This window comes from Streptomyces sp. NPDC042336, from assembly GCF_055581985.1.
The window spans coordinates 434,774-452,765 of sequence record NZ_JBVJEA010000003.1; the positions used below are offsets into that span (position 1 = coordinate 434,774).

General features: G+C 72.3%; 14 protein-coding genes, 1 pseudogene and 3 riboswitches. Of the genes and pseudogenes, 8 read left to right on the forward strand and 7 right to left on the reverse strand.

Translation table 11 applies throughout. The annotated features are described in order from the left end of the window. Positions 1-293: 293 nt before the first annotated feature. A riboswitch (cobalamin riboswitch) is annotated at positions 294-518 on the reverse strand. Positions 519-731: 213 nt separating this feature from the next. The 3 genes from ACZ6IM_RS10625 (at position 732) to ACZ6IM_RS10635 (ending at position 3,121) form a co-directional block, all read left to right on the forward strand. Then, the gene (locus tag ACZ6IM_RS10625) at positions 732-1,715 is read left to right on the forward strand and encodes a ferric reductase-like transmembrane domain-containing protein (protein ID WP_125503111.1); all 984 of its coding nucleotides are present in this window, start codon (positions 732-734) and stop codon (positions 1,713-1,715) included. 73 nt (positions 1,716-1,788) lie between these two features. Continuing rightward, a riboswitch (cobalamin riboswitch) is annotated at positions 1,789-1,906 on the forward strand. Between the two features lie 64 nt (positions 1,907-1,970). Further along, on the forward strand, positions 1,971-2,375 hold the full coding sequence (locus ACZ6IM_RS10630) for a hypothetical protein (protein ID WP_063823401.1): 405 nt from the start codon (positions 1,971-1,973) through the stop codon (positions 2,373-2,375). Between the two features lie 35 nt (positions 2,376-2,410). Further along, a complete protein-coding gene (locus ACZ6IM_RS10635; protein ID WP_125503109.1) occupies positions 2,411-3,121 on the forward strand; it encodes a (2Fe-2S)-binding protein in 711 nt (236 codons plus the stop codon). A gap of 69 nt (positions 3,122-3,190) precedes the next feature. Here ACZ6IM_RS10635 and metE read toward each other — a convergent pair whose 3' ends face one another. The 3 genes and pseudogenes from metE to ACZ6IM_RS10650 all read right to left on the reverse strand — a co-directional run. Beyond that, on the reverse strand, positions 3,191-5,509 hold the full coding sequence (gene metE, locus ACZ6IM_RS10640; RefSeq protein ID WP_125503107.1) for a 5-methyltetrahydropteroyltriglutamate--homocysteine S-methyltransferase: 2,319 nt from the start codon (positions 5,507-5,509) through the stop codon (positions 3,191-3,193). 178 nt (positions 5,510-5,687) lie between these two features. Then, a riboswitch (cobalamin riboswitch) is annotated at positions 5,688-5,884 on the reverse strand. A 246-nt stretch (positions 5,885-6,130) separates the two neighbouring features. Continuing rightward, complete coding sequence (locus tag ACZ6IM_RS10645) at positions 6,131-6,703, reverse strand: GNAT family N-acetyltransferase (RefSeq protein ID WP_019521415.1); 573 nt, start codon at positions 6,701-6,703, stop codon at positions 6,131-6,133. Beyond that, positions 6,703-7,089, reverse strand: a pseudogene (locus tag ACZ6IM_RS10650) (tRNA (adenosine(37)-N6)-threonylcarbamoyltransferase complex transferase subunit TsaD); the annotation flags it as partial. The pseudogene ACZ6IM_RS10650 and the gene ACZ6IM_RS10645, both read right to left, overlap by 1 nt. 643 nt (positions 7,090-7,732) lie before the next feature. Between ACZ6IM_RS10650 and ACZ6IM_RS10655 the strand changes: the two are divergent. From ACZ6IM_RS10655 to ACZ6IM_RS10670, 4 genes are all read left to right on the forward strand, one after another. Then, positions 7,733-8,374, forward strand: coding sequence for a superoxide dismutase (locus tag ACZ6IM_RS10655; RefSeq protein WP_019521412.1), 642 nt, complete (start codon positions 7,733-7,735; stop codon positions 8,372-8,374). 309 nt (positions 8,375-8,683) lie between these two features. Then, complete coding sequence (locus tag ACZ6IM_RS10660; protein WP_125503105.1) at positions 8,684-9,319, forward strand: metal ABC transporter ATP-binding protein; 636 nt, start codon at positions 8,684-8,686, stop codon at positions 9,317-9,319. Further along, entirely contained in the window at positions 9,316-10,185 is an 870-nt protein-coding gene (locus ACZ6IM_RS10665; RefSeq protein ID WP_191880127.1) for a metal ABC transporter permease, read from the forward strand. Before ACZ6IM_RS10660 ends, ACZ6IM_RS10665 begins: the two co-directional genes overlap by 4 nt. Continuing rightward, on the forward strand, positions 10,143-10,964 hold the full coding sequence (locus ACZ6IM_RS10670; RefSeq protein ID WP_191880126.1) for a metal ABC transporter solute-binding protein, Zn/Mn family: 822 nt from the start codon (positions 10,143-10,145) through the stop codon (positions 10,962-10,964). Before ACZ6IM_RS10665 ends, ACZ6IM_RS10670 begins: the two co-directional genes overlap by 43 nt. Before the next feature lie 65 nt (positions 10,965-11,029). On the opposite strand, the gene ACZ6IM_RS10675 is transcribed toward ACZ6IM_RS10670, so the two are convergent. Both ACZ6IM_RS10675 and ACZ6IM_RS10680 read right to left on the reverse strand, forming a co-directional pair. Next, entirely contained in the window at positions 11,030-12,715 is a 1,686-nt protein-coding gene (locus ACZ6IM_RS10675; RefSeq protein ID WP_191880125.1) for a class I adenylate-forming enzyme family protein, read from the reverse strand. After that, the gene (locus ACZ6IM_RS10680) at positions 12,712-14,457 is read right to left on the reverse strand and encodes a CoA transferase (RefSeq protein WP_125503103.1); all 1,746 of its coding nucleotides are present in this window, start codon (positions 14,455-14,457) and stop codon (positions 12,712-12,714) included. Before ACZ6IM_RS10680 ends, ACZ6IM_RS10675 begins: the two co-directional genes overlap by 4 nt. 110 nt (positions 14,458-14,567) lie before the next feature. Between ACZ6IM_RS10680 and ACZ6IM_RS10685 the strand changes: the two genes are divergently transcribed. After that, positions 14,568-15,746, forward strand: coding sequence for an acyl-CoA dehydrogenase family protein (locus ACZ6IM_RS10685; protein WP_125503101.1), 1,179 nt, complete (start codon positions 14,568-14,570; stop codon positions 15,744-15,746). On the opposite strand, the gene ACZ6IM_RS10690 is transcribed toward ACZ6IM_RS10685, so the two are convergent. Both ACZ6IM_RS10690 and ACZ6IM_RS10695 read right to left on the reverse strand, forming a co-directional pair. Then, the gene (locus tag ACZ6IM_RS10690; protein ID WP_125503099.1) at positions 15,743-16,789 is read right to left on the reverse strand and encodes a sugar ABC transporter permease; all 1,047 of its coding nucleotides are present in this window, start codon (positions 16,787-16,789) and stop codon (positions 15,743-15,745) included. The two genes, ACZ6IM_RS10685 and ACZ6IM_RS10690, sit on opposite strands and share 4 nt — an antisense overlap. Next, positions 16,786-17,904, reverse strand: a complete 1,119-nt coding sequence (locus ACZ6IM_RS10695; protein WP_125509961.1) for an MFS transporter — start codon at positions 17,902-17,904, stop codon at positions 16,786-16,788. The genes ACZ6IM_RS10690 and ACZ6IM_RS10695 overlap by 4 nt, the downstream gene beginning before the upstream one ends. Positions 17,905-17,992: the final 88 nt, after the last annotated feature.

Consider the following 17,992-nt stretch of genomic DNA (forward strand, 5'->3'; position numbering starts at 1 on the left):
CCTTGGTACAGCTCGCCCAGAGTGCCGTGGCAGACACCGGACACCGCGCCTCCGGATGAGTCCCGTTCCCGGAGGAAGCCCGCGACGGGTCCGGGCCTCGTCGGCTCCGGTCTGCCGGACGACACACCGGCCCGGGGTCGGTACGGCCGACGCGAACAGGCTGGGTCCCGCACACCGTCCTCCTCCGTACCGGGCGTTGAACACCGACAGGGAAGGAGGCGCGGCCACACGCACGACGTACGACCGCCCATACCGCCAACCCAGTCCACGAGGTCACGTGCACAGCCCGCGGGACGCGGGCGCAGTGGCAGGTCTTCGGACTCGCGGGCACGTCTGCCGAAAGGGCGGACACCTACCGGCCGTCTCTTCCCCGGCCCTGACGCGGGCCCAGTGACACCGACGGCTTTCGTTCCCACTCACCGCTGCGGGACAGTCCCGGACTCACACCGGGTTCCCTCTTGCGTCGCGCCACCGGGCGTCCGGGTGGACGGGAGGCGCGAACCGACTGCGAGGATCAGCGTAGAGGCGCTCGTGCTTCCTGCGACAGTGGAGCCTCGGCGGGTTGTCCTGAATGTGGAGGTGACGCAGAACAAGGTGTGCCTCCACGCGCGGTTCTCGTGGCGGCTCTGGCCGGATAACGCCTTCGGAGATCACTCCCTCATCAGCCAGACTTGTTGCCTCACGCCACATGCGCACCGCTGCTGCGGTGGCCCGTGCCCGGGAGGCCCCTGATGACGTCAGACGTGAGGCCGGACGAAGACGGGGCGATGACCCCGTTGCCCGGAGGGAAACGGCCTCCCGGTGACCGCGTCGCGCTGCGCGGCGATCTGCGGGCCGCCCTGCCCGACGCCACCGCGGCGGTGGTGGTCACGGCGCTCGTGTTCGCGTTCCTGTGGGCGCGCATGGATTCGGGTGCTTCGGACACCGTCGCGGTCATGCCGTTCATGGACGATCCCGGCACCTACTGGATGTACCTGCTCAGCCAGGCGTTCGGCTGGTCGGCCCTGCTGTGGGCGTGGGGCACGGTCATGCTCGGCCTGGTGCTGTCGGGGCCACGCCCCGCCAGGCTGCCGGTCTCCCGGCAGGTGCTGGAGCGCTGGCACCGCACCACCAGCCTGACGACCATGGCCCTGATGTTCGCGCACGCGCTGATGTTCGCGGCGGAACTCGTCCGCTACGAGACGAAGGTGGACTGGGCGCAACGGTTGTGGGTGGCCTTCGCGGACACCTTCGTGCCGGGCTGGTACGACTCCGGAACCGGCCAGGTCGCCATCCCGATCGGCCAGGGCGCCCTGTACCTGGCGATTCCGCTGGGGCTGCTGTTCTACGTCCGGCACCGTATCGGAGCGAACACCTGGCGCCGGCTGCACCGGTTCGTGATCGTCGTGTACGTGCTGAGCGTGTGGCACACCCTGTTGTACGGGACCAACGTCTGGTACGGGGAATGGCCGCGCACCATGCTGTGGCTGCTGCAACTGCCGGTCGCGGCCCTGCTGTTGATCCGTCTGCTGAGACCGGCCCGGCGGGCGGAACGGCTGGGGCCGGCCGGCGGGGGCGTGGGCCGGCCGGGTTGGTGGCTACGGGCGGCGGGACGGGTCGCCGTCGGGGCCGTCGTCGTCGGGCTCCTCGTCGTGGTGGTGTCCGGCCGTGACGGAGGGCGGGACCGTCCGACCCATCCGCCCGCGACGGCCCCGCACGCTCAGGAGACGGACTGACGGCCGACTCGGAGCGGGCCGGACGGTGTACCGGGATGGGAGGATGAGCAGCGACAGGGCGACGGCGGACGAAGAAGCCGGTGTGAATCCGGCGCGGTCCCGCCACTGTGATCGGAGAGCAAGTCCCGACAGGCCACTGCCCGGTAGCGGGTGGGAAGGCCGGGACGAGCATTGACCCGAGAGCCAGGAGACTCACGCGGTCGCCTCCTCGACAGACCCCGGGGCGGATCTCCCCGGAGAGAGGGACGGCACCGCATGCCCGTAACGCCGACCGGACCAACGACTGACGACGAGAGGCCCGCGACGGTCACCGGCCCCGTGCCGTGCCGCATCGTCGTGTGCCGCGACTGCTGCTGCGGCACCCGGAAGGTGACCGGTGTCGACCACGCGGCCCAGACCGAACGCCTGCGTGCCGCGGCACCGGTACGCGTCTCCGACTGCCTCGACGTTTGCGAACACGCCAACGTCATCGTCGTCCAGCCCTCCGCGGAAGGCCGGGCCGCCGGCGCCCGGCCCGTCTGGCTCGGACTGGTCAACGACCCGGACGCGACCGAGGACATCGCCGCCTGGGCACGCGCCGGCGGACCGGGCGTCGCACCACGGCCGGACATCCTCGACCTGTACGCCATCACGCCGCCGCGACGGCGTTCGGCCTCCTGACCGTGTGGACGGAGAGCCGGAAGGAGGACAGAACCGTGCACGACGCCCGTGCCTCGGCCGCGTCCGTTGCCGCCGCCCTCCACGACGTGGCGGGCCTCGGCGGCTTCTTCGCCCTGCACATCGGCGGACGGGACGACTGCTGGCATCCGGTCGCCCGTTCCTACGCGTCGGGTTTCACCGATCTTGCCGAAGCCGTCGCACGCCGCCACCACACTGTGGAGCCGCGCGTCGGCGTCTCCATCGCCCACCTCGGTCACGCCGCCCGTCTCTGGTCACCGGCCCTGGCTTGCGTCGTCCTGCACGGAATCGTCCCCGACCTGGAAGGACTGGAGCGGGCCGACGACGGGCCGGCCCTCCGGGTGCCCCGCCCGGCCGGCTGGCACGCTGACCGGCTCGACGACGGTACCGCCCGCGCCCTGTACCAGCAGGTGACCCGTCACCTGTCGGCACTGGCCGACGGACTGCGCGTCAAGGTCGCCCCGCGTCTGCTGGACGGCAACTCGGCGTCGGCGCTCGCCGGGGCGGCCCACGCCCTGCTCGCGCTCCGTCCCGCCGTACGCGGGCCGCTCACCGACCTCACGACCGAGCTGTTGGACACCGGACGCCTGGCGGGCACCGGCGTGCTCACCGGCCCCGACCTCACGTTCCGCCGCCGAAGCTGCTGCCTCTACTACCGCGCGCCGAACGGCTCGAAGTGCGGTGACTGCGGGCTGGCCGGCGGTGTACGTCGCCCAGCCCTGCGATGAGGTGTATCCGTTTCGGGCTGTGCCGCTCACCGGGCCGGAAGCCGTGCGTCCGGCCCGGTGAGCCGGGGGTCAGGAGCGGGACAGCTCGTCACGGATGGTGCGGGCGGCGGTCACCAGGTGTTCGAGTGAGGCCCGGGTCTCGGGCCAGGCGCGGGTCTTCAAACCGCAGTCGGGGTTGACCCAGAGCCGTTCGGCGGGGATGGCCTTGAGGCCGGTGCGCAGGAGTTCCGCGGCCTCGTCGGTGCTCGGGACGCGCGGGGAGTGGATGTCCCAGACGCCGGGTCCGGCCTCGCGCGGGTAGCCGTGGGCGGCGAGTTCGTGGGCGACCTGCATACGGGAGCGGGCCGCCTCCAGGCTGATGACGTCGGCGTCGAGGTCGTCGATGGCCTGGACGATGTCGCCGAACTCGGCGTAGCACATGTGGGTGTGGATCTGGGTGTCCGGGCGGACGCCGGACGTGGTGAGCCGGAAGGCTTCGGTGGCCCAGTCCAGGTATCCGGCCCGGTCGGCGCTGCGTAGCGGCAGCGTCTCACGCAGGGCGGGTTCGTCCACCTGGATGACGGACGTGCCCGCGGCCTCCAGGTCGTGCACCTCGTCGCGCAGGGCGAGGGCGACCTGATGGGCGGTGTCGGCGAGTGGCTGGTCGTCGCGGACGAAGGACCAGGCGAGCATGGTGACCGGCCCGGTGAGCATGCCCTTGACCGGCTTCTCGGTGAGCGACTGGGCGTAGGACGTCCAGCGCACCGTCATCGGCTCGGGGCGGGAGATGTCGCCGGCCAGGATCGGCGGGCGGACGTAGCGGGTGCCGTAGGACTGGACCCAGCCGTGCTGCGTGGCCAGGTAGCCGGTGAGTCGCTCGGCGAAGTACTGGACCATGTCGTTGCGTTCGGGTTCGCCGTGTACGAGGACGTCGATGCCGGTCTTCTCCTGGAAGGAGATGACCTCCTGGATCTCCGCCTTGATCCGCTCCTCGTAGTCGGCTGTGTCGATCCGCCCGGCGCGCAGGTCGGCGCGGGCGGCGCGCAGGTCGCCGGTCTGCGGGAAGGAGCCGATGGTCGTGGTCGGCAGCAGCGGCAGCCCGAGGTGGGCGCGCTGGGCGGCGGCGCGCTCCGCGTAGGACGGGGAACGGCGCCCGTCGGTCTCGGCGACCGCGGAGGCGCGGGCGCGGACGGCCGGATCATGGGTGACGGGGGAGTCGGCACGGGAGGCGAGGTCCGCACGGTTCGCCGCCAGGTCGGCGGCGATGGCGTCGGTGCCCCGGGCGAGACCCCTGGCGAGGGTGACGACCTCGGCGCTCTTCTGCCTGGCGAAGGCGAGCCAGCGCAGGATCTGCGGTTCGATGTCCCGTTCGGCGGCGGTGTCCAGGGGGACGTGCAACAGGGAGCAGGAGGCGGACACGTCGACGCGGTCGGCCAGGCCCAGCAGCGTGCCGAGCGTGGACAGGGAGGCGGCGAGGTCGTTGACCCAGACGTTGCGGCCGTTGACCACACCGGCGACCAGCCGCTTGCCGGGCAGCCCGCCGGCGGAGGCCAGCGCATCCAGGTTGGCGGCCGCCGCCCCGGTGAAGTCCAGGGCGAGACCGTCGACCGGGGCCTTGGCCAGCATCGGCAGCGCCTCGCCGAGCCGGTCGAAGTACGAGGCGACCAGGAGCTTCGGCCGGTCGGCTAGACCGCCGAGGTCACGGTAGGCGCGCTCGGCGGCGTTCAGCTCGGCCGGGGTGCGGTCCTGGACGAGGGCGGGCTCGTCCAGCTGGACCCACTCCGCGCCCGCCGCCCGCAGGTCGGCCAGGACCTCGGCGTACACGGGCAGCAGCCGGTCCAGCAGGGTGAGCGGCTCGAAGTCCGCCGGCATGCCCGGGGCGGGTTTGGCGAGCAGAAGGTAGGTGACGGGACCGACGAGGACGGGCCGGGCGGTCAGGCCGAGCGCGAGGGCCTCCTTCAGCTCACCGACCTGCTTGGCGGAGTCGGCGGTGAACGCGGAGTCGGGGCCCAGTTCCGGGACGAGGTAGTGGTAGTTGGTGTCGAACCACTTGGTCATCTCCAGCGGTGCCACCTCCTGGGTACCGCGCGCCATGGCGAAGTAGCCGTCCAGCGCGTCGCCGGCCACGGCGGCGCGGTGGCGCTCGGGGATCGCACCGACCATGACCGTGGTGTCCAGGACGTGGTCGTAGTACGAGAAGTCGCCGGTCGGTACCTCGTCGATGCCCGCGTCGGCCAACTGCAGCCAGTTCGTACGGCGCAGTTCGGCGGCCGTGGCGCGGAGGGCTTCGGCGGTTACGCGGCCCTTCCAGTAGCCCTCGACGGCCTTCTTCAGTTCACGGTTCCGACCCTGCCGGGGGTAGCCGTACACGGTGGCCCGTGCTGCCGCGGCTGCGGACTTCGTGGTCACGGAGATCTCCTTCGCGAGATGAATCCCTGAGATCCCGGAGACGGGACGAGAACGCGAAGGGGAGACACACCGGGCGTGACCGACGCTGCGCGACAAGGCAGGGCCGTCCGCCTGATATGTACGCCGACCCGCCCTCGAGGTCACCGGGATGTCCGCGCACGAACGGTTCGCGCGCGGGCAGTTGGCAGGTCTTCGGACTCGCGGGCACGTCCTCACCGTTCGAGGACACCTACTGGCCGTCGCTTCCCGGGCCCGGTACTTCGGACCCAGTGCGTATGACGGCGGTCGTTCCCGCTCACCGCTGCGGGGCAGTCCCGGATTCCCACCGGGTTCCCTCTTGCGACACCTCGTCTGGCTGACGGGGCGAACCAGCTGCTGCGGGCAGCCTACGGGCAGTCGGCCCGTCAGGAACGCGGACGTCCGTGATCCGGGCGGTGACCCATGTCACGCGCCCGGAACGGTGCCAGGACCTCGCCGCCCTGGGCCAGTGCTTGACGAACAGCAAGGTCGGGGCATGGGTTCGCAGTGGGGCGCTGAGGACCACGTTGTGGCGCGCTCGGTGACGATCTCGAGGAAATGGCGGCGGATTTCAGCGGTGGGCAAGGCGGGGCCTCCGAAGGCTCACAGGGGGAGCGGGGCGAGGGAACGAGCGGGGTGGCGCGGGCCGAGGAAGACGACGATGCCCTTGCCGTCGGGGGAGGGGTGGGTGGCCTGCGTCCAGCCGTGGCGGCGGTAGAAGGCCATGGCCCGCCCGTTCCGGACCGAGGTGAGCAGCCATGCCCGCCCTTCGGGCGCGTCTGCGGTCACCGCTTCGAGGAGGCGGGTGGCGAGACCGGTGCCGCGGGCGGTGGGCCGGACGGCGAGTTCGTCGATCTCCCGGGCTCCGCACAGCCAGTCGGCGGTGCGGTCGTTGCCGAGGCCGGCGGCCGCCTGGGGATAGCAGCGGTCGGTGGGGAGGGGAGACGGAGTGGTCCACGCGGTGGCGAAGCCGACGATCTCCCCGTCGCGCACGGCGGTCGCGGCGGTGAACCCGGCACGCCGCACGTTCGCCGGCAGCCGGGAGACGAACTCGGTTGCCTGCGCCTCGTCCTCGTGCCAGGGCGGGGCGCAGAAGGCGTCGACGTACACCGAATGCAGTGACTCGGTGTGCGTGAGTATCCCGGCGTCCCGGTGCACACGGATGTCGGTGGTCATCAGGCGGCCACCGCCTTCCCCATGACGACGGAATGCAGTGCGGCGTACTCCAGCGGTGCCGGTGCGGCGCCCGTCCGTACGAGAAGGTCGCCGACAGGGGCGGCCATCGCGCCGTTGTCGGTGCACAGCCGCAGCGGAGGCATCCGCAGTTCGGCGCCCGCCGCCAGACGGTGCTCCTCGGCCGGCGACCGTACCCGCGAGTTCGCGGCGACACAGCCGACCACGACCACGGCGCTCACGCCGTGCTCGGCGCAGGCGGTGACCGCCTCGATGGCCGGACCGTCCGGATACGGCAGCCCGAAGACCCGTGCCGCCTTGTCGAAGCACTCCGCGACCGCGTCGTCCAGCGTGTCCTCGAGGTGTGTGATCGGGTCCCGGACCGGGTCCGCTCCCGTCTTGCTGCAGGACGACTCGATGCCCGGCGCCATCGCAGACCTCATGGCCGACCTTTCTGCCATTAGTAAGTTGTTGCAAGTAGTGTGCAATAAGATCTCCGATGATGTGTACCGAACCGGCTCCGCGCACATGGCCGCCCCTGGGGGACGCGGCCTTGACTCCTTCGATGCAACCCCTGGTCCCGAGGCGCGCAGCAGTGCCCCCGCCCGGCTGCCATGGGCCATCGCGGCGAAAGTCGTCCGGGTCGGCGCCGATGGCTGGGGTGGCCCGCCGGATGTCGCACGGTCCGTCCCGCTCAAGGCCCTCGGCCGCGACGAGTCCGCCGCCATTCGCGTCATGGCCGACGGAGCGGAGGAGCGGGCCCGCGTCCTGCGTCCAGGTGATGGAGGTGTCGGCTGGGGATCGTCCGCCATCCGTGCCGAACGCGGCGAACGGGTCGCCGCCACCAGGGAGTTCGCGGCAGAGGGGTGGGGTCGGGCGCCGCACGCGAGATCGGCCGCACCGTCGTTCGTCATGCGCCGGTCGGGGTCCCGGTGACACCGGTCCTAGGACCATCGCCTGATCAATAATTGCCGCTACTGCTGCTAGCGTGCAACTGCACATCAGTGGCAATAACGTCGGAGGATGTTGGACATGGCGGTGTACACGCTCCCGGAGCTTCCCTACGACTACTCGGAGCTCGAACCGGTCATCAACCCGCAGATCATCGAGCTGCACCACGACAAGCACCACGCCGCGTATGTCAAGGGCGCCAACGACACGCTGGAGCAGCTCGCCGAGGCGCGGGACAAGGAGCAGTGGGGCTCGATCAACGGCCTGGAGAAGAACCTGGCCTTCCACCTCTCCGGTCACATCCTGCACTCCATCTACTGGCACAACATGACCGGTGACGGCGGCGGCGAGCCCCTGGCCGCCGACGGTGTCGGTGACCTCGCCGACGCGATTGCCGAGTCCTTCGGCTCCTTCGCCGGCTTCAAGGCGCAGCTCACCAAGGCCGCCGCGACCACCCAGGGCTCGGGCTGGGGCGTCCTGGCGTACGAGCCGCTGAGCGGGCGGCTGATCGTGGAGCAGGTCTACGACCACCAGGGCAACGTCGGCCAGGGCTCCACCCCGATCCTGGTCTTCGACGCCTGGGAACACGCCTTCTACCTCCAGTACAAGAACCAGAAGGTCGACTTCATCGACGCCATGTGGGCCGTCGTGAACTGGCAGGACGTGGCGAAGCGCTACGAGGCCGCCAAGGCCCGCGCCGACGTGCTGCTGCTGAACCCCTGACCGCGGGGGCCGTATGACGTCCTGCTCGTGATCGTCTTCTCACCCTTCACCTGCAGGCGGCACAAGGAAGGGCCTTGGGCCGGGACGACCCGGCCGGAGGCCCTTCCGGCGTGTCCGGGGTACACGTCCTGGATGCGTTCGAACCAGCCGGCGCCCATGGCGCCGTGATTCCCGTGCCCAGCCATCGCGGGGCCGAACGCGCGGCGGCCCGCCCGGGAGACCGAGTCCGCTGCCGTCGCAGCTCCTTCGTCCTGTCCGGGAACCGACCGCCTCTCCCGTCCGACTGCTGTGAGGAGGCAGGGAGGTGGCATGGAAGGGCTGGATGTCCGGATGTCGGGCGTCGTGTGCCGGCACGGCCGGGTCGAGGCCGTGTGCGACGTCGATCTCGACATCGTGCGCGGGCAGCGAGTGGCGCTGACCGGTACCAACGGGTCGGGCAAGACCACGTTGCTGCGTGCTGTTCTGGGGCTGCACCGGCATGTCGCGGGCCGGATCCTGGTGGGTGGCCGGGACACCGGGAGTGCTGCCGAGTGGGCGTGGCGGCGACGGGCGTGCGCGTGGATCCCGCAGAAGCCGGCGACCGGCCGTTTTCCCTTGCTGGCAAGCGAGTTGCTGACCAGTGGCGGTGCGCGTGCCGAGGCGGTGGAGGCGGCCGACAAGCTCGGGGTCGGGCATCTCGCCGACCGGCCGTTGCACACTCTGTCCGGTGGTCAGCTTCAGCGTATGTACCTGGCGCGGGCGGTCGGCTGTGTGGCGGCCGGGGCGGGCGTCCTGCTCGCCGACGAGCCCACCGCCGCCCTTGACTTCTCCGGTCAGGAGGAGGCGGCCGACGTCCTGCTCTCCTTGCCGGTGACCGTCGTGGTCGTCACCCACGACCGGGCTCTGGCCGAGCGCTGCGACCGGGTGCTGGAGATGGCCGCGGGACGTCTGCGGGAGGTCCGGTGAGCGCCCTGGCCGCGGCCGACGTCGGTCAGCTCCTGCAGCTCGTGCCCGTCCAACGGGCTGGTGTCGCCCTGCTGGTGGCCGCGGTCGGACTTCCGGTGATCGGTGTCGTCATCGTCGGCCTCGACATCATGCCGGTGCGGTTCGCGATGATGCATGTCGCACTCCTGGGGATCGCCGTTGCTCTGCTGACCGGGCTCGATCCCATGCTGTGTGCGCTGGTGGCCTGCGCGCTCGCCGGCGCCGGAGTCGCTCCGCTGGCCCGTACCCCGGACGGTCTGTCAGGTGCCATGGGTCTGCTGATGAGTCTGGCGATCGCCGCCGCCCTGCTCGTGCTGGCCGTCTCCGGCGTCAACGCGGCGGGCGCCTTCTCCCTGCTCTGGGGGTCCATCCTGTCGGTCGGTACCGCCGACCTGTGGCTGCTCGTCGCGCTGGCTGTCGTCGTACCGGCTCTTTTCTGGTGGCGTCGTAGAGACATCGCGCTCCTCCTCTACGACCGTGAACTCGCCCTGGCCTCGGGCGTGCGGGTCGACCGGCTCACCCTCGTGCTGCTGGTCCTGGTCGCGGTGTCCGTCGCCGGAGCCATCAAGCTCACCGGTGCTCTCCTCGTCGACGCGCTGACGCTTCTTCCGGCCCTCGCCGCCCGGCGGCTGGGCCGCTCCCTGCTGTCCATCACCGTGTGGGCGGTCGGTATCGGCGTGGTCGTGAACCTGACCGGGTTCCTGGTCGCACTCCGGTTCGACTGGCCGCCCGGTCCCGTCCTCGTCCTCACGGCCGGCGTGGTCGTCCTCGCCGTCCATCTCGTACCCGAACGGAGAATCAGCTCATGGCGCGCACCCGCGTCCGCATCACTCCCCTCCTCGCACTGAGTTTCAGCGCGGCCCTCCTGCTGACGGCCACCGGCTGCGGTGGGGAAAGCGACACGTCGTCCTCCTCGTCCGACGCGGACGCGGCGGGGAAGGGCACTGGCCCGGTCGTGGTCGCCACGACCAGTTGGGAAGGGGCGTTCGCCAAGGCCGCCGGCGCCGAGGACGTCACGGTCATCGTGCCGGAGTCGGTGCAGCACGCCCCCGACTACGACCCGAAACCCTCCGATCTCGCGGCCGTGGCGGACGCCGACTTCGTGCTGTACGCGCCCTTCGAGCCGTACGCGGAGAAGTTCAAGGAGGCCGCCGGAGGCGACGCCGAACTGGTCGAGGTCAATCTCGACAACGACGCGGACAAGGCCAAGGCCGAGGTGACCCGGCTGGGCAAGATGTTCGGCACCGAGGACACCGCCGCCGAGTGGATCACCTCGTTCGACACCGAGTACGGCAAGCTGCAGAAGGACCTCAAGAGCGCCTGGCCGGACGGCAAAGCGCCCACCGTCGTCGCCCAGGTCTTCTCCGCCTGGTCGGCGAAGCTGGCCGGGGCCGAGGTGGTCGGCACGTACGGACCGGAAGCCGTGACGGCCAAGCAGTTGTCCGACCTGTCCAAGAAGAAGCCGCGACTGGTGCTCGACAACGTGCACATGACGACCGGCACCGTGCTGCCCGACTCGGGCGCGCGCCAGGTGGGAATCGTCAACTACCCGGACAAGGACCTGGATCTGTTGACCGTCTACAAGAACGCGGCGACGACGCTGGAGAAGGCGATGAACGCCTCCTGAGCCGAGGCACCGGACGACAAGGGCCGCTCGGGGAACACTCCGAGCGGCCCTTGTCGTCCGGCGGGTCAGCCGGCCGAAGCCAAGGGCTGCTGCTGTCGCTCCGCTTCGGGCGTGCACCGTTCCCGCAGTACCGCCCGGTCCGGCTTGCCGGCCGGCGTCAGGGGCAGCTCACTCAGCACCAGCAGGCGCTCAGGGTGTTTGCGTCGTTCCAGACCTCGCGTGTCCAGGTGGGCGCACAGTTCCTCCAGCGTGGGCGCCGCCTCGTCCCTGGGCACGACGCAGGCCGCGAGCCGCTCGCCCATCAGCGGGTCGGGCACGCCGACGCAGACCACGTCCCGGACCGCCGGGTGCGCGGCCAGTTCGACCTCGACCTCGGCGGGGCTGATGTTCACACCGCCGCGGATCACCACGTCCTTCAGCCGTCCGACGACCCGGAGCGTGCCGTCGTCGTCGATGAGACCGAGGTCCCCGGTGCGCACCCAGCCGTCCTCGGTGCGGTAGCGGGTGTCGAGGTCGGGGGCGGCGACGTAGCACAGCGGTGTCATCGGGCCACGAGCGACGATCTCACCGACCGTGCCCCCGCTGACCTCCCGCAGCTCACGGGTGCCGGGGACGGCGATCCGTATGTCGGCGACCCGGGGGTCGGGTTGTCCCGCGGCGATGCCGGGCCGTCCGTCGCCGTCGGGGGAGCCGTGCGTCAGCCCGGTGTGGCAGTTGACGCCGTCGGCGGAGCCGTAGAGGTTGACGACCGGGCAGCCGAAGGCCAGGCGGGCCTCGGTCGCGGTGGCCTCGTCCAGTGGTGAGCCGCCGACGACCACGGCCGTCGGTGGAGTGAACGTCCGGTGCCCGCCCTCCGCGATCCGGTCGAGCATCATGCGGATCATGGTCGGTACACCCAGGACATGGGTCGGTTCGTGTGCGGCGAGTGCCTCCAGGGCGGCCTCGGGGGTGAAGTGGTCGAGCAGGACCAGGGTTCCGCCGTGCCGGGCGAGGGTGACCGGGGTGCCGTTGCTGCCGAAGGCGGAGGCCAGCGGCACCAGGAAGAGGCAACGCGGCGGGCGCCCGTCCGGGATGAGGGAGCCGAGGAAGTTGCCCCGGCCGCCGGCCAGGGCGTTGTGCGAGTAGGCCACCATCTTCGGCTCGGACTCCGACCCGGAGGACACGAGGATGCGGGCGGCGGTGTCGGGATCGGGGCGGGCCGGCACGAACGTCTTCGGGTCGGTGCGCGTCAGAGCCGACAGCGGGACGGCTCCCTCCGGTGCGGCGCCCGCCGGCCCCGCGGCGACGACCGTACGCAGGGCGGGCAGCTCACCCGTCAGCGCCAGCAGGTCGGCCGCATGATGGTTGCCCCGGTGCTCGGCTGCCGCGATCACCGCGACCGCCTCCGATCTGCGCAGCAGCGAGGCCGCCTCACGCCCGCCCCGCCCGACCGGGAAGGGCAGCGCCACCGCACCCAGAGCGGCGAGCGCCAGGTCCGCGACCACGGCGTCGCGGCCGTTGGGCAACTGGACGCCGACGACGTCACCGGCGTGTATCCCCAGGCCGGAGAGCCCGGCGGCCAGACATCGGGCCTTGCGGTCCAGAGCGGTATAACAGAGTTTCCCCTTGGCGTCGAGGACCGCCGTACGATGCGGGTCGGCGATCTGACGGGCGCGGTAGAGGCTGTAGAGATCCAGGTCGGGGCAGGTCCCCTCCACGGCCCAAGTACGGCGCAGCGTGGCGGGCAGCAGGTCGTGCAGGGCGACGGTCATGCGAACCTCCAGGGGGCGGGAACGGCGGGGGAGCCGTGGGCGTCGCGGCTGATCGGGCCGGAGGAGAGCAGGTCGGCGAGGTCGGTGACGACCGGGACGGCGGCCGTGCCGCTTTCATGCAGCCGCTCCAGCGCCTGTGCCGCGGACAGGTGACGCACGTCGTGCGGGTGCGCCGCGTGGTCGGGCAGGGCGATCCAGCCGTCGGCCGTGGGCACGGGCCGGCGGAATCCAGCCGGCCGGCGCGTGTCGAGGCCCCGGGCCGCGCGGATCCGGGCCGGCGCGGTCAGTACGTCGGCTGCCCCCAGCAGGGACGAGTCCACCCGCACACCGGCTCCCGTGCGCTGACGCAGCAGCAGCCCCGCAAGGACGGCCTCGGCCCCGAGGAGCCCCCCGAGTACGTCGAGCAGTGTCATCAGGGACGGCACGGGCGGCTCGTCGGCGGGCCGCACCGCCTCCCCCACTCCGGTGCGGGCCTGCACCATGAAGTCGGTGCCCATCGGAGCCCCGGGCAGCCGGTCGGCCCATCCGCTGGTGTACGCGTAGACGAGCGCGGGGTTGCCGGCGGACAGGTCCTCGTGGTCCAGGCCGAGCGCGGCGGCCTTGCCGGGCGCCCAGTTGTGCAGGAACACATCGGCGTCCGCCGCCATCGCGCGCAGCCGCTTGCGGTCCCCGGCGGACTTGATGTCCACCTCGACGGCCTTCTTGCCCCGGTTGAGCGCGAGCCAGCGGGCCGAGACCCCCGAGCAGGTCGGTGGCATGCCGCGCAGCGGATCACCGCCCGGCGGCTCGATCCGCACCACTTCGGCGCCGAGCAGTCCCAGCAGATGCGCGGTGAGCGGCGCCTGGATCCGGCGCCCGGCCTCCAGGACGGTCAGCCCGTCCAGCGGAGCGTCGGTCCGCGGTGGTGGTGCGCCGGATCCGGAGTACGACGCCTCGTGCGCCGTCAGCTTCCAGGGCGGAGCCCCGTCGTACTCGACGGCCCGTTCGGTGAGCGTGTACAGGGCGCACACCTCGGCTCCGGAGGACCGGGCCGCTTCCCGGACGCGCTCCCAGCCGTGGCCGCCGGCCGAGGTATGCAGCTCCTGCGGAAAGGGCGCGCAGGCCGTGGCGTACCGGAACTGGAAGGGCCGCCAGCCGCGCCGTACCGCGTCCGCCGGTGCGCCGAGGGCACGCCAGAAAGCGGCCCACGCGCCCGGATCGAGCGTCTCCAGCTCGAAGACGACCCCGTCGGCGGAGGTGAACGGCGGACCGCCCGGTGCGGTCTCCGCGGCCTCGGCCTCCTCCGCCCCGGCCGCGGCGAGATACTGCGAGACGGCGAGCAGCCCGGCCCGCTCGACGCTCACCTCGGTGCTCGTCACCTGTGAGCCGCGCGCCCGGGCGAGGAGCCCAGCCAGCAGGCCCTGCACGGTCAGGACACCGGCTGCGGTGGCGGCGTAGTCGGCGGCGAGCCCGCGAGGCGCCCCGTCCCGGCGGCCGTGCACGGCCATGATGCCCGTCACCGCCTGCACGGTCGCCTCGTCGACGGCCAAGTCGCCCCACGTCACGTGGGCGGTGATGCCGCCGCCCTCCGGTCCGACGAGTGTCATGCGTTCGCCGGAGCGCCCGGTCTCCTCCGCGCCGAGCAGCCGCAGGTGCTCCGCGACGAGTCCGTCCGCCGGTCCCGGGGGGCCCGAGGCTTCCAGACTCAGTCCGTCAAGGGGCCGGGACGTCTGCGCGATGGCCGGTGTGGCTGGTGGTGCCATGCCTCTCCTTTCCTGACGCGCGGGAACCCGGGGGCGATCACCCCCGACCGGTTCCACGAACAGACAGTCGGACCGGCGAGAGCCGGAGTTCCCTGAAAGGTGGGGGAGACGTGCTGGACGAGACGCTCGGTGACCCGCAGTGCCCGCCGGAGGTACGGGAGTTGAAGGACCGGGTGGCGGACTTCGTCCGCGCCCGGGTCGTGCCCTGCGAACGGGTCCTGGACAGCGGTGGCCCGGACGCGGCCCGGACGCTGCACCGGCTGCGCCGGGAGGCGAAGGAACAGGGCCTGTGGGCACTGCCCCTTCCGGTCGAACTGGGCGGTCAGGGGCTCGGACTGCGCTCGTACGCCCATGTCGCGGAGGCGGAGGGCGCCAGCGATCACGGACCGGCGGCCCTCGGCTCGGCTTCCCTGCTGGACGCGCTCATGCTGGCGCGACACGGCAGCCCGCGCGTACGCGAGCGATACCTCGCGCCGCTGGTCGCGGGGGAGTTGCGGGCCAGTTATGCGATGACCGAGCAGGACGCCCCCGGCACCGACCCGTTCCTCACCGCCACCCGCGCCGCCGAAACCGAGGACGGCTGGCGGCTGACGGGAGACAAGTGGTTCGTCAGCGGAGGCGACGCCGCCGACCTCGTCACCGTCCTCGCGCGCACGGACGGCCAGCCCCCGGAGCGGGAGGGCCTGTCCTTGCTGTTGGTCCCGACCGCGTCTCCCGGCTTCCGGGTGGTGCGCGAGCTGCCCGTGCTCGGCGCCGCCGGGCAGGCGGAGATCGCACTCGACGGGGTCGCGGTGGACGCCGACCACCTGATCGGCGAACGCGGCAAGGCCCTCGCCGTCGCCGCCGAACGGCTCCAGCTCGGCCGGACCCTGCGCTGCCTGCGCTGGCTCGGCCAGGCCGGCCGAGCCTTCGACCTCATGCGGGAACGTGCCGTCACCCGCTCCCGCTCCCGTGGTCCGCTCGGTGAGCTGCAACTCGTCCAGCGCCACGTCTTCGAGTCACTGCTCGCCCTGCGGACGACCCGGCCGTTGGTCCACGAGGCCGTGTCCCGGCTGGACGCGGGCGCCGACGCCCATGTGGAAGTGGGGCTGGCCAAGGTCGCTGCGGCCCGCACGCTCCAACAGGTGGCCGACGCGGCGATACAGGTACACGGCGCGGCGGGACTCGGCCCGGACACCGTGCTCCCCGCGCTGTTCCGCGCGGGGCGCGCGGCCCGCATCCTCGACGGCCCCGACGAACTGCACATCACCTCCGTGGCGCGGCGTGTGCTGCGTCCGGAGCGGGCCTAGCCGGTGCCACCGGCCACCTGGCCGGTGAGTTCCGCTAGGGCGTAGGCCAGGAAGAAGTCGCCCCAGATCAGCTCGTGCCGGACGGCTGTTCCGGCCGGGAGGTCGTAACAGCCATCCAGGAGGCGCCCGTCGGCGGTCAGGTGCCGGTCGACCAGCACTTCGAGGACACCGACGGCCCGGTCCCGGCGTCCCAGTCGCAGCAGAGCCAGCGCTGTGACGGCGGCGGCGGAGGTGTCGAGGGGGCCGCCGGGGTGAGCGGTGTCGGCGAGCGGCACGGGAGAGGCCGGCGTCAACGTGTCGGCGAGTGCGGCGTACGAGTCGCCGTCCGGCAGACAGGCGCCTTCGGCCAGGGCGAGCAGCAGCCACGCCGGACCACGGCTCCAGCCCGGTGGCGGGTCGGCACAGGCGGTCCAGCCGGTCGTCTCGGTGTGCAGCCACGACCAGGAGGACGGTTGGCTCCCGAGGCGCAGGTCGAGGTGTCGGCGCAGATGGGAGCGGGCGGCCTCCACGTCCACCGTGGCCAGCAACGGCACCATGCCGGGGACGCCGTCCACACGGGCCATCAGCCGCGGCCCGCCGAACGCCGAACCCCACGGCACGAGACCCAGTTCCGGATCGAAGGAGTCCCGGCAGGCACGCGCGCCCTGGTACCGGATCCGCTCCCCGTCGTCGGCGAAGACGGTGCCGTACCAGAGGATCAGCCCCCGGGTGGAGGTGTCCGCCCCGGCCCAGTCGGCCAGACGTGCCGTGCACGCCCGTGCGGCCTCCCGGTCCGAGGGATCGCCGGTGTGCCGGGCGCGCAGCCACAGCAGCCCCGCCCAGAAGCCGCCGGTCCAGGAGCCGCGCGCCGTCGTCCTCCACGCGCCGGTGCCCGGGTCCGCGTAGAGGGGGAACCGGTCGCCGACTTCGGCGCGGGTGACGGCGACCCTGGCGAGGACGGAGCCGAGCGCCGGAGCGGCCCAGCCGGGTGCCGGGCCCGGTTTCAGGCAGCCCGCCCGCCGGTCCTTGGACGGGGGAGCGTCCCCGTCCGGGCGTGCCTTCATGACAGCACGTCCGACCGGCGTTCCCGCACGGACCACAGCAACGCCACCACCCCGGCCCCCGCGAACTCGGCCGCCACGAGAAGCCACCCGCTTCCGTACCGGCCCGCCTCGGCCAGTACTCCGAACAGCGGTGGGCCGACCGCGAACCCGGCGAAGAAGCCCGCGGAGACCAGCGCGGAGTCCTGGCCCGCCCGTCCCGGCTCCGCGCGCTGCAGGACGAGGACCATCGATACCGCGTTCGCCGCCACGGCGAACACCCCGACGGCCAGGGCCGCCACCCACACCAGCGGGCGAGCGGACGACGAGCCCGCCAACAGCAGGGCCGCCGCCACCGCTCCCACAGCGAGCGAGCCCGGCAGCCGGACCGCCCGGTCGGGCCGCCCCGCCACCTTCGACCAACCCAGCCGGCCCGCGATCCCGGACACGCCCAGCACGGCCACCAGCGCGCCCGCAGCCGTGGGACCGAGCCCCAGACGCTCGGTGCCGTACAGCGACAGGTAGGTGTTGACCGAGGCGATCCCGCAGCCGAGCAGCAGCGAGAACACCATCAGCCACGCGGTCATCCCGCGCGGTACCCAGACGGCCGGCGTGGACTTCGTGGGCGGGTCGGCGGGCAGCGTACGTGCCGCCCACACGGCGGCCACCACCGCGGCGCCCGAAGCGGTCCAGACAGCGCCCCGCCACCCGGTGAGACCGGCCAGCGCCGCGAGCGGCAGCCCGGCCGCGAACGCCCCCAACTGCACCCCCGACTGCTTCATGCCGGTCACCGAGCCACGCCGGGCAGGCGGTACGGCGGCGAGGATCGCCTTGTTCGTGGCGGGGTTGGCCAGCGCCTGCGGCACTCCGCCGAGCGCGACGGCGGCCAGCAGGAACCCGGAGCCCGGAGCCGTTCCGATCAGCGCCAGCGCGACCGCGGCCACCGCGAGCAGGGCCACCAGACAGCGCCGGGGCCCCACCCGGTCCACCACCCGGCCGCCGACTGGTGAGAGCACGGCCGCCGTGGCGAACCCGACGGTGGTCGTCAGCCCGAGCACCGTCGGTGAGACGCCGAGGTCCGCCACGAGCCGCGGGCCGAGCGCCCCGAGCAGGAACAACTGCATCATCGAGAAGGCCATGGCACACGTCAGCAGCGCGGTCAGAGCCCTTGTCGCTCCTTCCCCGGTCGCCGAACCCGCTCCGTTCCGCCCGGCCTGTTCTGTCCGT

Excerpts from the sequence above, each read along its gene's own strand:
- ACZ6IM_RS10690 (WP_125503099.1), bottom strand. The coding sequence starts at position 16,789 with ATGAAGGCACGCCCGGACGGGGACGCTCCCCCGTCCAAGGACCGGCGG.
- ACZ6IM_RS10660 (WP_125503105.1), top strand. The coding sequence starts at position 8,684 with ATGGAAGGGCTGGATGTCCGGATGTCGGGCGTCGTGTGCCGGCACGGC.
- ACZ6IM_RS10695 (WP_125509961.1), bottom strand. The coding sequence starts at position 17,904 with ATGGCCTTCTCGATGATGCAGTTGTTCCTGCTCGGGGCGCTCGGCCCG.
- ACZ6IM_RS10670 (WP_191880126.1), top strand. The coding sequence starts at position 10,143 with ATGGCGCGCACCCGCGTCCGCATCACTCCCCTCCTCGCACTGAGTTTC.
- ACZ6IM_RS10675 (WP_191880125.1), bottom strand. The coding sequence starts at position 12,715 with ATGACCGTCGCCCTGCACGACCTGCTGCCCGCCACGCTGCGCCGTACT.
- ACZ6IM_RS10680 (WP_125503103.1), bottom strand. The coding sequence starts at position 14,457 with ATGGCACCACCAGCCACACCGGCCATCGCGCAGACGTCCCGGCCCCTT.
- ACZ6IM_RS10655 (WP_019521412.1), top strand. The coding sequence starts at position 7,733 with ATGGCGGTGTACACGCTCCCGGAGCTTCCCTACGACTACTCGGAGCTC.
- ACZ6IM_RS10630 (WP_063823401.1), top strand. The coding sequence starts at position 1,971 with ATGCCCGTAACGCCGACCGGACCAACGACTGACGACGAGAGGCCCGCG.
- ACZ6IM_RS10645 (WP_019521415.1), bottom strand. The coding sequence starts at position 6,703 with ATGACCACCGACATCCGTGTGCACCGGGACGCCGGGATACTCACGCAC.
- ACZ6IM_RS10625 (WP_125503111.1), top strand. The coding sequence starts at position 732 with ATGACGTCAGACGTGAGGCCGGACGAAGACGGGGCGATGACCCCGTTG.